Source organism: Lyngbya aestuarii BL J (assembly GCF_000478195.2).
In the GTDB taxonomy this organism is placed as follows: Bacteria; Cyanobacteriota; Cyanobacteriia; order Cyanobacteriales; family Microcoleaceae; genus Capilliphycus; species Capilliphycus aestuarii.
This window is the reverse complement of record NZ_AUZM01000056.1, coordinates 21,469-38,191: the sequence shown is the minus strand read 5'-3', so window position 1 is coordinate 38,191 and position 16,723 is coordinate 21,469. Positions and strand designations below refer to the sequence as shown.

The following is a 16,723-nucleotide window of genomic DNA, read 5'->3' as shown; positions in this document are numbered from 1 at the left end:
TTGAGTCAATTGGGTAACAACTGGGTAAAAAGCTTGTAATTTATGTTTAACTACAAGCTGAGAAGTTAGATGCTTTAAACCTTTATAACTGTTGATTGCCAAATATTTTGTCAAGATGTCATTTAATTTGTCAATCAATATTAGTGTAGACGGGACTGGCCGGACTCGAACCGGCGACCTAGCGCTTCAGATTTGTGTGAGTTTCCTCACTCTCTGGACTCTCTCTTCACCATTGGCTAACGGTCACAGCAGCCGACAGACCCCGCGTCGCCGTCAGGCGCAAGGGAATGCTGTCCAATACAGACCCCGCGTCGTTGTACGGTGAGAGCAGTGCGTTGGGCGGGTTCCCCGAAAGTCACGCAACTGCCGTTGGGCGAAGCCCACGCGCGCAGAGTACCCGGAGGGCGGAGTAATCTGTGGCTAAAAGCCTTTAGGTGGTGGCCGTCGAGTCTCTGCACCTTCTTTATCTTTTTCTTCGATAAAGCTTGGCTCAAGATTACCTTATCCTAACATGAACTTAGGCTTCCTTGAGTTTGACCACATTCACGCCCAGAGTTTCCTCTGAGGGTGCCCGATCATTCAGGAGGCGCTTGCTCTATCCATCTGAGCCACAGCCCCAAGTTAGTTATCTATAACTCTATATTAACAAATGATGTCGAAGTTTTCAGATCCACATTTTACAGCTCCGTAACGGGAGATTTAATTCACCCAAACTTCTGTCCAGGGATGCCCCCCTACTTCTACGCCACACTGATCACTTTTTGCTTCTAAAATGATCTCTTTACCCTTTTTTAATTCTAAGCTGACTTCTGCTTGCATCGTATCCCGACAAAAGAAAATTAATCCATCTTGAGTGGGGGCGCGTAAGGGAGTTCCGGGTTGGTTTGTCGTCGCGGTTAACGTCACTTGAAACTGTTTGTTTTTGGCTTGAACTTGCCATTTTCCCCAAGGTTCAATTTGCCAGGAAACTTGAGAATTCCAGGGAACAAATTCATAAAAACGTCCTTGATAATGAATGCCAATCATGGCTACAGATTCCATCCAGGTTAATACTCCCCGTCTTCCTCCGCCTGCGGTTAGGGCTAAATCGGGTTCATTCTCAAAGCAGTTACAATTAATCCAAAACCATTTTTGTGGAAACGCCCCACCCCAATTTTTCTCACTATAAGCAGGTGCATGATTAAACTCATAAATTGTATCATTCCACTCGATCCAACCTGTGGCTAACCCATGCGCCATTAAAATCTGCCAACCCGGTTCAAAAATCGGTAAAAAAGACAACCATCCGGCTGTAGACTGTTGAGGTTGATCTGCATTTCCCCACCCATAAATCGGTTGTGTGGAATATTCCCAACGACAGGTTTGTTGAGTTCCGGGATCATGTAAGATACCCTGATGCCAAGTTGTCGTAACTTGATAACCTTGTTGAATATGATTATTAAAAAGTTGAGGTTCGAGATATCCTGGCGCTGAACTTAAATCCGTTTGACCCCAGTGACCCAATTCTAAGGCTTCTGGAGATGCCCAAAACTTCTTGACATCGGGAAAGGTTCGACAGAGATAACCGTCATCTGGGCATAAAATTTGCGCGCCCCCGCCACTATGAAGATTTCCGCCCACGGGGTCTTCGATGGAATACATAAATGCAAAGGTTTGACGGGCTTCAGGTAGGGTAACGCGAAAATACCAACCTTCAAAAAAACGATGTTCACTTCCATCCCAGTGATAGTGACTGTGGGGAGTTTGTAAAGGGTTTTGTTGAGACATACAGATGTTAGGAATCTAACCGATATTAGCTGTTCATTTTTGCGAAATTTCGTTTGATTTGATTATAGTCGATTTTATCTATAAATTCAAAAAAAGTTGTTAATCTAAGATTTCATTAAAAACTTTTACGGTGATAATAATTGTTTTATTTTAAAACAAAGGGTATTATATTGAGTATCTTCCCAAACCGGAATAGAGTTTTGAATAGAAATCGATTCTTTTAATTCAATCCAAGACCGACAACCTCCATAACTTGAATCATAGGGAATTTCATAAACGGAGGAGAGTTTATAGGATTTTAATAGAAGTAAAAACAAGGGAGTTTTGGGCTTAAACTTGATCCGTTCTTTCACAAAATTTTCATTCCAAATTAGAAAAGGCAGTAAATCAGAAATTAACGCTTCTGCTTTTGATGTTTCTATTGCTAAAACATCTGTAATTTCTGCCCAACTGCTAATTTTAACCGTTTGGGGATGCCAAAGCGAGGGAACAGCTTGTACTTGAGACGCATATTCGGGTAAAAGTAAATTAGGCTGTTGGTGTTCAAAAGTCGGATACAATAAAACCTGTTGATATTTGACAGAAAACTGACCCTTTTGTTCTCGAATTCCTCCTTTTCGCAGGAGTAAAATCGTGTTCCCTGTCTCTAAAGCATTAACGGCAATATTCCACTCTTTTAACGCTTGTTTGATTTTAACTTCCATAAGATAGATACAGAATCAGCAATTTGTCTTTACAATAACAGAATCAGCACTATTGAATAAGTTAGGAGTCTACCATGAAACAGCGATCTCTGGGTACATCTAATCTTTCAATTACACCCATCATTATGGGAACTTGGCAAGCAGGAAAACGAGGTTGGACGGGTATAGAGGATGAAGAAACGACCAAAGCAATTCGGGCAGCCTTTGAAGCAGGAATAACGACAGTAGACACCGCAGAAGTTTATGGGGATGGTCATTCAGAACAAATCGTTGCTAAAGCATTATCCGATGTTCGGAATCAAGTCATTTACGCCACCAAAGTTTTCCCTAACCATCTCAAGTATAATCAAGTAATTGAAGCTTGCGATCGCTCTTTAAAAAATCTAGAGACAGACTACATTGATCTGTATCAAATTCATTGGCCGTCTGGGAATTTTAAAAGCGAATTTGTTCCGATTGAAGAAACAATGAAAGCCTTGAATAAACTCAAAGAACAAGGTAAAATTCTCGCTATTGGAGTGTCTAACTTTTCTCGCGATCAACTCGTAGAAGCCTCTCAATATGGTCGAATCGATAGTTTACAGCCGCCCTATTCTTTGTTTTGGCGTAAAGTCGAAAAAGATCTTCAACCCTATTGCGTCGAAAATAACATTTCAATTCTGTCCTATTCTTCTTTAGCCCAAGGATTATTAACTGGGAAATTTGGCCCGGATCATCAATTTGCAGAAGGCGATCATCGATCTTCTAATAAGTTATTTGCCGATAAAGAGAACTACGCCCGAGTTCAAACTGCTTTAGAAAAATTGCGTCCGATTGCAGACCGAAATCAATGCACATTAGCCCAGTTATCTTTAGCTTGGTTAATTGCTCAACCTCAAACCAGTGCGATTGTGGGGGCGCGTCACGAGGAACAATCTCAACAAAATGCCCAAGCGGGAAAAATCAAACTCTCAGAGAGTGATTTAGAAGAAATTGACCATATTGGACGGATTGTAACTGATCCATTGGATGATGATCTGATGATGTGGAATTTCTAGAATTTCAGGAGTCTTTTGGGGGTTAAAAGTCGGGATATGGGGAAAAAGAAAAGCACTTTTTCTCCTAAATTTCACAACAATCCTCGATAACGAATAAAAATCAAAATTGCCGCCCATGATCCTAAAGCCACTTTAATCGCCACCAGGATATTAAGCAAGGGAATAACGCCCCCACTAATCAGATCACCCAATTGTCCGTGTGGTAATTCAACTCCGGCTAGAGTGATGACAGCCAGGACAATAAAAACCAGAACTGAAACCTTTTCCCAGGTCGCGGCTCGCCAACGTTGGTAGATGTCCTGCATCGACTGGTATGATGAGGTAATTGCCACCAATCCGATCGCCGTTCCTCCAGCAACACCCGCAGCAAAACCGCCACCTGGACTCAGATGCCCGCGAATTGCGAGTTCAATACTGACTAATGCGGCAATTGTAGCGCCGAGACGAGCTAAAACAATCGAGGGTTGATCATTAAATTGATAGATTGTGCAGGATGGGCTTTCATTCGCCAGCAGATATTTAGCCCCCATAATTGCGATCGAAAAGACAACAACTTCAAAGATTGTGTCATACAAACGATTTCTAAAAATAATCCCCGAAACCGCATTTGGAACCCCACTATCTTGCACGACTAACTCAATAATTGACGGATCAGATAACTCGAGTTCGGGGTTGGGTAGAACCAGCATTTTAATATACAGCGCGATCCCGGCGATAACATAAACCCATTTCATAGAAACCTCTTTTTAATTGGAAAACAAAGTAAAGTCTTTAGGCTGGAGTCCGTCTACACAATCTTAGTCTTTCGCTGTGTCGAGGAGTATTAATTAATTAAATTCTCGTCTCCCTTCTAATGCCCGGGCGAGGGTGATCTCATCAGCATATTCTAAATCTCCACCCATCGGTAAACCAAACGCAATGCGGGTGACGCGCGTAAACGGTTTGATCAGTTGTCCCAGATACAAAGTAGTCGTTTCCCCTTCCACACTCGGACTAATGGCAATAATCACTTCTTTGACCTGATTTTGACTGACTCGCCGCACTAGAGGTTCAATGGTTAATTGTTCTGGGCCAATGCCATCCATCGGGGAAATTACACCTCCTAAGACATGATATTTTCCTCGATATTCTCGCGTTTTTTCAATGGCTACCACATCCCGAGAATCACTCACAACACAAATGGTGTCATTATCTCGCTGCGGATGGCGACAAATATCACAAATCGGTTCGGCCGATAAGTGAAAACACACTTTACATAAGCCCACCTGTTTCTTGGCATCTAACAAAGCTTGGGCAAGGGCTTCGACTTCTGTCTCTGAACGTTTAATAATATACATCGCCAAACGTTGAGCAGTTTTGGGGCCAACTCCCGGAAGGCGTTGCAATTGTTCGATCAAACGGGCAAGGGGACGAGTATAAACCGTTGGACTACCTCCAAGACTGAAAATTCTATTCTAAGATTGTAACTATTTTAGAACTGATATTCCCCACTTCCTATGAATCTCAAAAGGCAAACGATTGTTGCTTTTGTTTCCCCCGCAATTCCCCTGGCTGCACTGGGTTTGCCGATGGTGGTTTACCTTCCACCCTTTTATGCAGAAGAAATGGGACTCGGTTTGTCTCTAGTGGGTACAGTTTTTATGATTACTCGCTTCTGGGATGTTTTCACTGATCCGGTTCTCGGAATTCTCAGCGATAAAGTCACAACCCCGTTAGGAAGGCGACGTCATTGGATCATTATCTCCGTTCCCATTTTAATGATCTGTGTTTTCAAGATCTTTATCCCTCAACCGGGTGTTGGTGGAACTTATCTCCTGGTTTGGATGATACTGCTGTATATTGGTTGGACTTTACTGAGTATTTCCCATATGTCTTGGGGGGCTGAACTCTCCTCAGACTATTATGAGCGATCACGGGTGCAAGGGTGGCGGGAGTTTGCCCTAATTTTTGGGATGTTGGCTGTTTTGATCTTGCCTGCAATGATTGAACACCTCTCCAATGGAGGTGCTTCTCAGCAGGTTGCTGCGATGGGTTGGTTTGTGATCATACTTTTGCCAATTACTGTGGCGATCGCTGTTTCTCTGGTGTCAGAACGTCCGATCCCGAAGTCGTCTCCGATTTGTTGGAAACAGGCAACTGTTCTGCTGTTTAAAAATAAGCTACTGAGACGGGTACTTTTAGCTGATTTATGTACAGGAATTGCCCCTGGAATCACCGGAGCGCTCTATATTTTCTTTGTGGATTCTGTGATGGATCTCGGTAAATGGTCAAGCTTAATGTTGCTGATCTATTTCATTGCCAGCTTTTGTGGTATACCTTTTTGGATTCGTTTAAGCTATCGTTTTGAAAAACACCATACATTTACGATTGCAAAGACTTATATCTCAGTTACACTGCTGGTCATACTCTTGATTGAACCGGGAAATGTGTGGTTTTATGGTTTCTGCAATATTTTATTCGGATTAGCATCGGGTGCTGGAGCTTTTCTATTACGCTCAATTATGGCAGATGTGACGGATCAGGATTATCTCGAATCAGGGACACAACGCACAGGCCTCTACTATTCTATGCTAACCATGACGAACAAAATTGGTTACGCGGTTGCTGTCGGTGTTATTTATCCGATACTTGACTGGATTGGTTTTGTTCCGGGCGGAATCAATACCCCTGAAACGATCACAACTCTCAAGTATATATTCGTTTTTACTCCAATTCCCATCTGGCTTTTAGCAGCAATCATCATGTGGAACTTTCCGTTAGATAGCAAGAAGCAGGAACATTTACGCCGTCTACTCGATGAACGAGAGGAATTGTTATCGCAAAATTCAGAGGTCTAAAATTCAACTTTTTCTAGACTGAGGTTTGACAGAATTGCTCTTTTAAAACTCACTTAAAATCCCGGCTTCTTAACTATTTAGAAACCGGGTTTATTTTTTAATCAAAAAATGGGGAATTTATCGTAATGCTGCGTCTCTCAGTTCAGCCGGACGTACAGAAATTTGTTGAATTTGTTCGCCTCGTTGTACCTTAATATTTAAGGGTTGATTGACACGACTGAGTTCTACTTTCTTTTGGAGTTGATCGGCTGTTATAATCGTTTCGCCGTCAATTTGAGTAATCACATCACCGCGACGTAAACCGGAACTTGCAGCCGGACTATCAGGAATAATTTCAACTACTAATACGCCTTTGATTTCTGGAACTAACAAAGGTGAATTAGGATTGCGATTAAACTCTTTGGCAATATCTGGTGTGAGCGTCACCATCCGTACCCCAATATAAGGATGAGAAATTTTCTCCCCTCGGGCTAATTTGTCTTGAATAGATTTGGCTTTATCGATAGGAATTGCAAATCCAATCCCTTGACCATCTGCCCGAATTGCGGTATTAATTCCAATCACTTCGCCTTGATTATTTAATAACGGCCCGCCCGAATTTCCGGGGTTAATTGCCGCATCAGTTTGAATAAAATCTAAGCGTTTGTCGGGAATACCCACTTGAGAACTTGGACGATTTAAGGTGCTAACAATTCCTAAAGTTACAGTATTATCTAATCCTAAAGGATTTCCGACTGCAATTGCCCAATCTCCAACTTGAACTTGATCAGAATTTCCTAACGGAGCAACTGGTAAATTATTTCCATTAATTTTAACAACGGCTAAATCGGAGGGTTCATCAACCCCTCTAACTTCGCCTTGAAATTCTCGTCCATCTTTGAGAATAACAGTTACTTTATCAGCGCCTTTGACCACATGAGCATTTGTTAAAATAATGCCGTTGCTATCAACAATAAATCCTGATCCTTGTCCGCGTTGTTGATATTCTTGGGGGCTTTGAGGGGCAAAGTCTTCACCAAAAAAGCGACGAAAAAACGGATCATCAAAGAAAGGATCAAAGTTGCGTGTTACCGTGCGTTCAGTATCGAGTCGGACAACCGCTGGCCCCACTTTGTTAACCGCAGCAGTCACAAAGTTACTAACGGCAGGATTTGTTGGGGAAATGGCAACAGTTTGGGGTTGAGGTTGAACCGCGACAACTTCTGTTACCGGACGACTATTTGCATTGGCAGGAGGTAGCACCAAAGCGGGAAATACACGCAAGGAGAGTAGGGTTAAACCGACACTTAAAAGAATCGTCAAAACATAGCTACTAATTTGAGAGACTGAAAAACGGGGTTGTTCATAGGATGGCATAAATTCCTCCTTTTTTGTTTCAAATCAACGGATTAATGTCTTCCCTTTTTATTTTAACTTCTTTTGAGTTTTTATTTCTTTTTTGGAGTCTGACTTTACTCCTCTAAAGCTGCATATTCATCAAATCAAATCGAGGGTTAAACTGACTGATTTGGCTAATGTTTTGGTAAAGTTCATGTTCTTGAGGACTCATGTTTTTAGGGGTGACAACTTTCAGTTTAATGATCTGATCACTCCGTCCTCCTTTGGGATTAATCCAACCCTTTCCTCGCAGTCGTAAAGATTGACCAGAATCAATTCCGGCTGGAATTTTTACAGTTACCATACCATCAGGCGTAAGAACTTGAATTTGAACCCCTAAAATCGCCTCATCTGGACGAATTGGAACTTCACAAACGATGTTATCACCGTCAAATTGAAAGAAAGGATGGGGCTGTAAATTCACCACTAAATATAAATCGCCTCGTTGTTGAGTTGCTGGATTAACTCCTCCTTTTCCTTTGACGCGAATTCGAGTTCCAGGTTTCACCCCAGCAGGAATTCGGACTTTAATCGTCTCATCATCCAGTTTAAATTGTTTTTGAACTCCGTTAAAGGCTTCGGAAAATGTTAAGGTAATTGAGGCTTCAAAATCCCGTTGAGAAACGCCTCCATAACCTCCTCCTCCAAACAAATCTCCAAACGGATCATTGGGTCTAGAAGAACCCGGTGGTGAAGATGTACGATAGCTGTAAGCTCCTCTAGAACCACCGCCACCGCCGCCAAAACGTCCGAGTAATTCGTTAATAAAGTCGTCAAAGTTACTATACTGACCAAAGTCGAAATCAAACCCTCCTCCGGGTACACCGCCTTCTCCAGATTGTCTCCAATATTGACCAAATTGATCATATTTTTTCCGCTTCTCGGGGTCAGATAAAACTTCATTAGCTTCGTTAACATCTTTAAAACGGAGTTCGGCTTCTGTATTGCCAGGGTTTAAGTCCGGATGATATTGGCGAGCAAGACGACGATAGGCTTTCTTAATCTCATCGGCGCTAGCATTTTTATTAATTCCCAGAACGGCATAATAGTCTTTAAAGTCAGTTTTAGGCATTCATATTCCTCCTAATTTTATCTAAGATAACAGAATTGGGAACCGGGTTGAGAAAATGACTTTCTGCTTCCCCGTTCCCCCTAGAAAATTATAGTTTATGCTCTGTGTTCAATCCTTGAGCGATCACTTCCGGATAGATCTAGAAGGATTTAAACCTGGTTAAGTTTAACCGTCTTCACCCAATTATAGCCGTTTTCAATTATCCCAGAGACACTTTAACAACTTTATTTTTTTCTTCTTCGGCTTTCGGTAAGGTGAGCGTTAAAATTCCGTTTTGGTAATCTGCTTTGACGTGAGTATTTTGAATGCGAACTGGAAGGGGAATAACTCGACGGAATTTTCCATAACGAAACTCTGTGCGAGTCATGCCTTTTTCTTCAGTTTTAATCTCGGATTTCCGTTCGCCACTAATTGCAACGGCTTCAGTTGACGCTTGAATATCGATGTCTTCGGCTTCGATTCCCGGAACTTCTAATTTCAAATGAACTGCATCCGATGTTTCGTGAATTTCAGCCCGTGGAACAAAGCTTTCTCGGGTTGACTCGACTGAAGTTTCGTTTGTAAAAGTATCAAATAAACGGTTCATTTCCCGTTGTAAACTATCAATTTCTCGTAATGGTTCCCAACGCATTAAAGGCATAGCTTTTACCTCCTGGTTAAATTTGATCAACTTCTAAACTGAGGGTTAATCATTACCCTGTACAACTTAAGAATAGTAAATCTAGTTTAGACTCGGGATTCGGTTTTAACGACTCTATAACGGGCAATAACCCGACTTGGAATTAGAGGGTTAATGGGTGTTTAACCGTCCGAATTAGTTCGGTAAACTTCACTTGAGTTATAATCTGAGGGGAATAAACGAATGTTTAAGATGGATGATCAACGCTTTACCGATACGCTTAAAACCCAACCAGGATCTCAAACTGAGTTTACAAGAAATTGCCGTGAATCATCACATTCAAGCCGGATTTATTTTAACAGGCTTGGGCAGTCTTAAACAAGCAACGCTACGGTTTGCGGGTCAAGAAACCAGTGAGTGCTTGTCGGGACGGTTTGAAATCATTTCTTTAGTTGGAACGCTATCAACAGAGGGAATTCATCTTCATATTGCGATCGCAGATGCTCAAGGAAAAGTAATCGGCGGACATCTACAAACTGGCTGTATTATTTACACAACGGCTGAGATTGTAATTGGCACAATTGAGGGGTATATTTTTCAACGCACTCCTGATGCTGAAACCGGATATTTAGAGCTAGAAATTAATAAACTCTAACTAATTTTGAGTGAGAGATTCTGAAATATAATCGGCAGTTGCTTCGACCAGTGCGATCGCGTTTTCGTAAACCATACGAGTTGGCCCGAGCATTCCGACACTCCCGACTGGGATTTTATTGCGGTAATATTGTCTCGAAATCAAGCTACAACATTGAATCGGTTCGAGGGGATTTTCAGCACCAATTCTAATACTAACCCCTTGTTCTTGTTCGGGAGTTTGAAAGATTAATGGCCAGAGTTTTTCTTGTTGATCTTCAAGCAGATGAAGAATAGTTTGTACTTGTTGGAGTTGTGAAAATTCAGGTAAACGCAACACTTCTGATATTCCACTAAATTGAATGCGAGTATGTTCAGGTTTTTGGGTGCGTAAACTTAAATCATCGAGAAGTTTCCGAATTAAATTCGCATAGCGTTCAAACTTACGATCCAACTCACTCCAGTCAAGCGTAGAAAGTTCACCTAAAGCGTGTCCTCGCAGTTGAGCATTAAGAAAGTTAGACAAAATTTGCAGTTCTTGTTCGAGCAGTTCTTCGTCTTGTGAAAGTGCAGAAATAACTTCGGTTACTGCAACTTCCAAAGGTTGATCAACTTGCGGCAATTCCATAATAATTGACTGGGTTTGATAGCTATCGGTGACGACTACCAGCATAATTTTACCCGGTTCCATAGACACCAGTTGTAAATGTCGTAGATTATCGCTGGTGGTTTGGGGCATGGTAATCAGGGTAATATATCCACTCAGGGTTGAGAGAATTTGCGCCGCTCCCCGTAAAATCGCTTCGATACTCCAGTTTTTGGCGTCAAGTTGTTCGCGGAGAAGCTGAGTCACTTGACTGGCGATCGTATCTGAAGGGGTGATCATCCGATCAACATAAATCCGATAGCCGGAGTCGGAGGGAATTCGCCCTGCGGAGGTATGGGGTTGATAGAGGAGTCCCGCTTTTTCTAATGCGCCCATGTTGTTGCGAATTGTCGCTGGACTGACTTTGAGGTTAAACTCCTCCACAAGAGCTTTTGAGCCAACGGGTTCTGCGGTGGCGATATAATGACGGATTGTAGCCCATAGGATATGGTGTTGTCGCTCTGAGAGATTTACTAGCACAGGCATTCGACTCAAATGGGGTTGAACTAGACTGTTATGCAAAGGTGGACAAATTGGAATCTGCTGAGGACAGATCTAAAGGAATTTTTGATTTTTTATATACAAAGATAGCAGATACTCGAAATTTCACCAGAACAATGGTTTTATTCTAGTGAGATTTTTGCCTTTTTCCCTGATTTGAAAAAATAGTTAAATTTTCTGGATTTTGAGCCAAAATTGTGCTATATAAACAACTGAAGTTAGGCGATGATTTGAATTTCAGTCGAGAGTAACCACTGTTGCAATTTTTCCATTAAGGCTAAAGTGTGGCGAGAAGCGGCAAGATTTCCCTGGTTTGTGAAGCATTGACAGGCGGCTTTGAGATCCGCGATCGCTCCTGCATATAGCCCTTGTTGCTGTCTGAGCATCGCTCGATTGAAGTGAGCGAGGGCATGATTGGGGTTGAGGTGGAGTGTGGTTGTAAACTCTTGCAGGGCGGTGTGAGTATTTCCCTGACGGCTACAGGCACAAGCATGATTATAATGCGCCCTGGGGTTACTGGCATCGTGGTGAAGGGCTTCGGTGAAGTTGGCGATCGCATCGGGAATTTGATCAATCATTAAATAAGCAACTCCGCGATCAATGTAGATTTCTGCTAACTGGGAGGGTTCTAGAGATTGAGTATAGTTTAAGGCTTGGTTATAGTCAGCGATCGCATTGGTATAGTTTTGAAGTTCTGAGTAAGCGAGTCCGCGATTGTAGTAGCCTAACACGGCATCGGCTTGATGTTCAATGAGATGATCGTAAGCGGCGATCGCATCGGTTAAATCACCGCTTCTGTAGTAGGCTATTCCTAGATTTAGATAAGTATTGTTGTTGTGGGGTTGCAGTTGGGTGGCGTGTAGACAGTCTTGGATAGCTTGTGAGTAATTGCCAAGCTGAATCGAGATAAAACAGCGATCGCCGTAAGCCTCTGCTAAGGTATTATCAAGTTTGAGTGCTTGGTTGAGTGTTTGTAAGGCTTGAGAATAATGTTGATGTTGAATCTGTTCAATTGCTTGAGATAGGTAATTTTCTGCCTTTGATGGGGAATGTAGGGAAGTTTGGGCAGAAGCAGAAAGTGAGTATCCGATCCAGAGAATGACAGCAAAACTGAGGCTGCACAAAATACGGTACAGTCGGTTCATATCAGTGATTAGAAAAAGCAACAACTAGAGGCGCAACGCTTAAGGCAATCAAAGTCGGTTTCTGACTCTATTTTTTGGCTTAAGAGTTCCACCCCGAGTTAAAGATTGAGTTGATTGTGACAAAACCCGAGAATGAGAACCGTCACACTGATCACAGTCGGGATTGAATCAAGAAGAAATTACCAGCCCTTTTCAGCTTTTGAAGCCACATAAGCCGACACATCTTCGATCTGTTTAGGGCTTAAACGTCCTTTAAAAGCAGGCATCGCGTTTTTACCGTTGGTGACTTGGTAAGCGATCGCGGTTTGAGCATCCTCACTAAAGCCTTTTAGATATTTTGCTAAGTCGGCTTTGCTGAGGGTTTTATTTGACATGATAACATTCTTTCCTCCCATGTGACAGGCGTTACAATTGGCTGCAAAGACTTGGCCGCCACTGGCGGGATCTCCATCTGCTAAAGCGGGAGATTGAATCACTAAGCCCAAAACTGCAAAGGCGACTAGAAAGAAAGCAAATAATTTTTTCAATGGAGTTCTCCTGTTGAGAGAGATAAACAGCATCAATCATGATTGAATCGTATTCTTCTATTCTCATAAATCTGATCAATCTGTCAAAAGACAGGCTGTCAAAGATGAAGACTCATTATAATTTTATCGCAATGAAATATTGACTCGCCGGAAACAGCGTCGGATTGACTGAAGATATCCATTGAATTCAACGGCGGATCTTGAAAATGAGAGATGCTTCAGCAACGATGCTACAGATTAGGTTCAGATGTCAGTCGTAAAATCCTAAGCTACATTGGAACTTGAGTTGCTGTTGTCCTCATCCCAATTTCCCCAAAATCACTTTTCATCACATTTTCTTCTACTCAACCCATCAAATGATCAATATACTTATTAGTTGGATGACCTCAGCTTGGGAAGCAATTTTCGCGAATATCGGTTGGATGTCGTGGAATTTATTTCTAGCGTTAATACCTCTGGCTTTAAGCGTCTGGTTGTTTTGTCCATCCGTGATCTCTAAACCGTCTAAAATGCGATTGCGCGGAGCGCACTGGCGAAGCCAATCGCCGATTTTAATTTGGTGTATTGGGTTACTTTTGGGCTTAAGTTTTCTCCCCCATGCCTATCGAGTTGGGCGACAGTTTCACCGTTTGATCCAAACCCTAGATAGTCGCTATCTGTTGATCGCCTTAGTGATCACACTGACTTTGATGGGAGTAGATATCTGGCAGCATCAACAACAGCATCAACCTCAGCATCTGTCATTGCGATGGTGGTTAGGTATTTTGGTGTTTATCTTATTTTTGCCTAATGCTCCTTATGTTCTCACAGATGTGATTCATCTAATTGATCAAATTCGTCAAGGGTATTCAGTCTGGATCATTTCGTTGGCTTTGATTCCACAATATCTGGTATTTATGTTTATTGGGTTTGAAGCCTATGTGCTTTCTCTGATTTACCTGGATCGCTACTTGGATCAGCAAGGCTGGAAACAAAATCGTTGGATGGCGGAGTTGACAATACACGCCCTTTGTGCAGTCGGAATTTATCTCGGACGGTTTCAGCGATTCAATAGTTGGGATATCATTACGAGTCCAGACGTTTTAATGCGGAGTTTGGTTGATCACCTCCTCAATCACCGTCCTTTACTCGTGATGTCTGTAACATTTGTAGTTTTGAGTGTTTTGTATGGACTAATGAAGCTGATTACCCTTGCGGTGCTTTCCCCCTCATCTTATCCGGAGCCTGTGTAACATATTTGACAAGTGGATTTGTCATCACCTACTATCAGACTAGAAATTTGTATACTCCAAACTCTGTAGAGACTTCAACACACACAGCAAATGAACCGATTTGACAATCAGTTGTGGAAACGATTTTTAGTGATCGCCCAACCCTTTTTTTACCCCCTGGAACCGGGAAGCAGCAAAGTGTTTCTCGGATTGTTACTATTGCTACTTGTTTTCCTATTTGCTGTTGTTTTTGTACTTGTCGCTGGAGTTACTTTAGGAAGTCAGTATCTCTTTCCTGAGTTTTTTAATAGCATTGCCCCAGGATTATATGAAACTATAACAGGTTTAATTGAGTCTCCGTGGATTGTGGTATTTGGCTTAATGCTAATTCTCCCTTTAATCGCTGCATTTAATTATAAGGAGAACTTACAATCTCGTTGGCAACCTTGGGCTTTTTTAGCGATTCTTTTGTTTTTATCAGTATCGGTGAGTGGTTTAAATGTAATTATCAGCTATGTTTCCAACTTCTTTACAACCGCTCTTTCCGAGAAAAATGAATCAGAATTTTGGCGATTTTTATTTGTGTATGCAGGTGTTTTTATTGTCGGGATTCCAATTGTTGCCCTCTACGGCTACACTCGCGATCGTTTAGCCAACTTTTGGAGAAGATGGTTAACCGATAAATTTCTTAATAACTACTTTGAGAATCGCGCTTATTATCAAATTGAATCTCAGCGACAAATAGACAACCCCGATCAACGAATTTCCGAAGATATAAAATCCTTTACTCGAACAAGCTTAGTCTTTTTACTCATTCTGCTCAATTCGATTATTGATATCATTTCATTTAGTGGAATTCTCTGGACTATTTCTAAAAATCTCTCTGTGTTTTTGCTCTTTTATGCTGTTTTTGGTACAGTAATTACCGTTTTAATTGGACGACGGTTAATTCCACTCAACTTTAATCAACTCCGACGAGAAGCTGATTTTCGCTACGGATTAATTCATGTTCGTGACAATGCCGAATCTATTGCATTTTATCAAGGAGAAGAACAAGAAAGTATTCAAATCAAAGAACGATTTATGAGGGCATTTCATAACTTTAACCTGTTAATAGGCTGGCAACGAAATGTCGATTACTTTACAACGGGTTATCGCTATATTGTGATTATCTTACCGTCGTTGATTATGGCACCGCTTTATTTTTCGGGTGAGATTCGATTTGGAGATATTACCCAAGCAAACTTTGCTTTTAGTCAAGTTTTATCAGCATTTTCAGTCGTTGTTAGTCAGATTGAAGCGCTGAGTGCGTTTGCCGCAGGTATTAACCGTTTGGCTACGTTTTCAGAAGCTTTAGAACCTGATAATACAACTCCTAGCCCTGGAGAACCCCGCATTGATTTAACGATAGATTCTCCTCTGGCACTCGAACATATTACCCTCAATACTCCCAACTATCAAAAAACCCTAGTCACTGATTTATCTTTAACCTTGGAACAGGGTCAAGGATTATTAATTATGGGAAATAGTGGTGCAGGTAAAAGTTCGTTATTACGGGCAATTGCGGGATTATGGCGTTCAGGAACCGGACAGTTAGTGCGTCCAGATTTACAGGAAATGCTGTTTTTACCGCAAAAACCCTATATGATTTTAGGAACACTACGCGAACAACTATTATATCCCTATACTGAACAAGGGGTAGATGACCAGAAATTATATGAAGTTTTAGAACTGGTCAATTTGGGTTATATCCCCAAACAAGTGAGTGGATTTGATGTTGAATTGGATTGGGCAAATGTTCTGTCTTTAGGAGAACAACAGCGTTTAGCATTTGCACGTTTATTACTCAGTCAACCCAGTTATGCGATTCTTGATGAAGCCACCAGTGCGTTAGATCTCAAGAACGAAGAACGCCTTTATCAAAAGCTACAAGAGACTAAAACAACCTACGTGAGTGTAGGACATCGATTGAGTTTATTAAAGTATCATCACCAGGTTTTAGAGTTGCAGGGAGATACCCAATGGCGAGTCGTTTCAGCCGAAGATTATCAAGCTGATCTGAATGTTTTAAGTTAGCTTCTAAGAGACTTCCTCAGTCGATTTTTTCAATCAGATTGCTAAGTATTATTCGGTTCAAAAGAACGGCATTGACTACAAGGCCCGTCAGGATTAACCGCACAACGAACTAATTCTGAATGGGCATTAAAACGACAAGTTGCATCACCGAGTACCCAACGTCCATCCACGAGGCTTCTTTCTTGAGGACGTTCAGCCGATTGTACATAAAGTGAGATTTGATACAGTCGATAACGACCCGATTTTAACTGATAGCGGTGACGACGTTCTAAGACGGCATAAGTTTGACCTTGAAGATCAAGATAATGACCCGGTTGAGGTGTCCAATCAAAGCAAATACTTCCCAAAGACCGTCGAGGATGAGTTAAAATTACCTCAGTTGGCAAAGAATCAGATTCGAGATTATCCATTGATGACTCCGTAGACAAGCATAACTTTTATTATGTCGATTTAGTGAAGGCTTTGTCAAATTTAGGGTGATTAAGTTCTAACAAACCTATTATTGAGTTGAATCAACATCAGCCTGTTATTCGGGTTCTAAAATACTGTAATTTTTGTTAAAGATAAAATT

16 protein-coding genes are annotated in these 16,723 nt (G+C 41.6%); 5 read left to right on the top strand and 11 right to left on the bottom strand.

Features of this window, described 5'->3' with window-relative positions; all coding sequences use genetic code 11:
* Positions 1-699: 699 nt before the first annotated feature.
* Both M595_RS20315 and M595_RS20310 read right to left on the bottom strand, forming a co-directional pair.
* Positions 700-1,767: a tocopherol cyclase family protein gene (locus M595_RS20315; RefSeq protein WP_023068270.1), complete on the bottom strand. Its 1,068-nt coding sequence runs from the start codon at positions 1,765-1,767 to the stop codon at positions 700-702.
* A 125-nt stretch (positions 1,768-1,892) separates the two neighbouring features.
* Positions 1,893-2,471, bottom strand: a complete 579-nt coding sequence (locus M595_RS20310) for a DUF1802 family protein (RefSeq protein ID WP_023068289.1) — start codon at positions 2,469-2,471, stop codon at positions 1,893-1,895.
* Positions 2,472-2,545: 74 nt separating this feature from the next.
* Here M595_RS20310 and M595_RS20305 point away from each other — a divergent pair, with 74 nt between their 5' ends.
* Positions 2,546-3,508, top strand: a complete 963-nt coding sequence (locus tag M595_RS20305) for an aldo/keto reductase (protein ID WP_023068281.1) — start codon at positions 2,546-2,548, stop codon at positions 3,506-3,508.
* Between the two features lie 71 nt (positions 3,509-3,579).
* Here the strand turns inward: M595_RS20305 and M595_RS20300 are convergent, their stop codons facing one another.
* Complete coding sequence (locus M595_RS20300) at positions 3,580-4,242, bottom strand: Na(+)/H(+) antiporter subunit B (protein WP_023068290.1); 663 nt, start codon at positions 4,240-4,242, stop codon at positions 3,580-3,582.
* 93 nt (positions 4,243-4,335) lie between these two features.
* Complete coding sequence (gene recR / locus M595_RS20295; RefSeq protein ID WP_071809960.1) at positions 4,336-4,956, bottom strand: recombination mediator RecR; 621 nt, start codon at positions 4,954-4,956, stop codon at positions 4,336-4,338.
* Between the two features lie 48 nt (positions 4,957-5,004).
* On the opposite strand from recR, the gene M595_RS20290 reads away from it, so the two are divergent.
* Positions 5,005-6,345, top strand: a complete 1,341-nt coding sequence (locus tag M595_RS20290; RefSeq protein WP_023068292.1) for an MFS transporter — start codon at positions 5,005-5,007, stop codon at positions 6,343-6,345.
* 117 nt (positions 6,346-6,462) lie between these two features.
* On the opposite strand, the gene M595_RS20285 is transcribed toward M595_RS20290, so the two are convergent.
* The 3 genes from M595_RS20285 to M595_RS20275 form a co-directional block, all read right to left on the bottom strand.
* The gene (locus M595_RS20285) at positions 6,463-7,701 is read right to left on the bottom strand and encodes an HhoA/HhoB/HtrA family serine endopeptidase (protein WP_023068280.1); all 1,239 of its coding nucleotides are present in this window, start codon (positions 7,699-7,701) and stop codon (positions 6,463-6,465) included.
* Between the two features lie 103 nt (positions 7,702-7,804).
* Positions 7,805-8,794 (bottom strand): DnaJ C-terminal domain-containing protein, encoded by a 990-nt coding sequence (locus M595_RS20280; protein WP_023068306.1) that lies wholly within the window; start codon positions 8,792-8,794, stop codon positions 7,805-7,807.
* Between the two features lie 199 nt (positions 8,795-8,993).
* The gene (locus M595_RS20275) at positions 8,994-9,434 is read right to left on the bottom strand and encodes an Hsp20/alpha crystallin family protein (protein WP_023068273.1); all 441 of its coding nucleotides are present in this window, start codon (positions 9,432-9,434) and stop codon (positions 8,994-8,996) included.
* Between the two features lie 235 nt (positions 9,435-9,669).
* Between M595_RS20275 and M595_RS20270 the strand changes: the two genes are divergently transcribed.
* A complete protein-coding gene (locus M595_RS20270) occupies positions 9,670-10,068 on the top strand; it encodes a PPC domain-containing DNA-binding protein (RefSeq protein WP_023068269.1) in 399 nt (132 codons plus the stop codon).
* Here the strand turns inward: M595_RS20270 and hrcA are convergent, their stop codons facing one another.
* The 3 genes from hrcA to petJ form a co-directional block, all read right to left on the bottom strand.
* Entirely contained in the window at positions 10,069-11,178 is a 1,110-nt protein-coding gene (gene hrcA, locus M595_RS20265) for a heat-inducible transcriptional repressor HrcA (protein WP_040484406.1), read from the bottom strand.
* Positions 11,179-11,411: 233 nt separating this feature from the next.
* A complete protein-coding gene (locus tag M595_RS20260) occupies positions 11,412-12,338 on the bottom strand; it encodes a tetratricopeptide repeat protein (RefSeq protein WP_023068305.1) in 927 nt (308 codons plus the stop codon).
* Positions 12,339-12,517: 179 nt separating this feature from the next.
* The gene (gene petJ / locus M595_RS20255; protein ID WP_023068303.1) at positions 12,518-12,865 is read right to left on the bottom strand and encodes a cytochrome c6 PetJ; all 348 of its coding nucleotides are present in this window, start codon (positions 12,863-12,865) and stop codon (positions 12,518-12,520) included.
* 356 nt (positions 12,866-13,221) lie between these two features.
* Here petJ and M595_RS20250 point away from each other — a divergent pair, with 356 nt between their 5' ends.
* A complete protein-coding gene (locus tag M595_RS20250) occupies positions 13,222-14,097 on the top strand; it encodes a DUF1361 domain-containing protein (protein ID WP_040484404.1) in 876 nt (291 codons plus the stop codon).
* A gap of 90 nt (positions 14,098-14,187) precedes the next feature.
* Positions 14,188-16,152, top strand: coding sequence for an ABC transporter ATP-binding protein/permease (locus M595_RS20245; protein WP_023068302.1), 1,965 nt, complete (start codon positions 14,188-14,190; stop codon positions 16,150-16,152).
* A 41-nt stretch (positions 16,153-16,193) separates the two neighbouring features.
* Here the strand turns inward: M595_RS20245 and M595_RS20240 are convergent, their stop codons facing one another.
* Positions 16,194-16,562, bottom strand: coding sequence for a DUF6464 family protein (locus tag M595_RS20240; protein WP_023068299.1), 369 nt, complete (start codon positions 16,560-16,562; stop codon positions 16,194-16,196).
* Positions 16,563-16,723 lie beyond the last annotated feature (161 nt).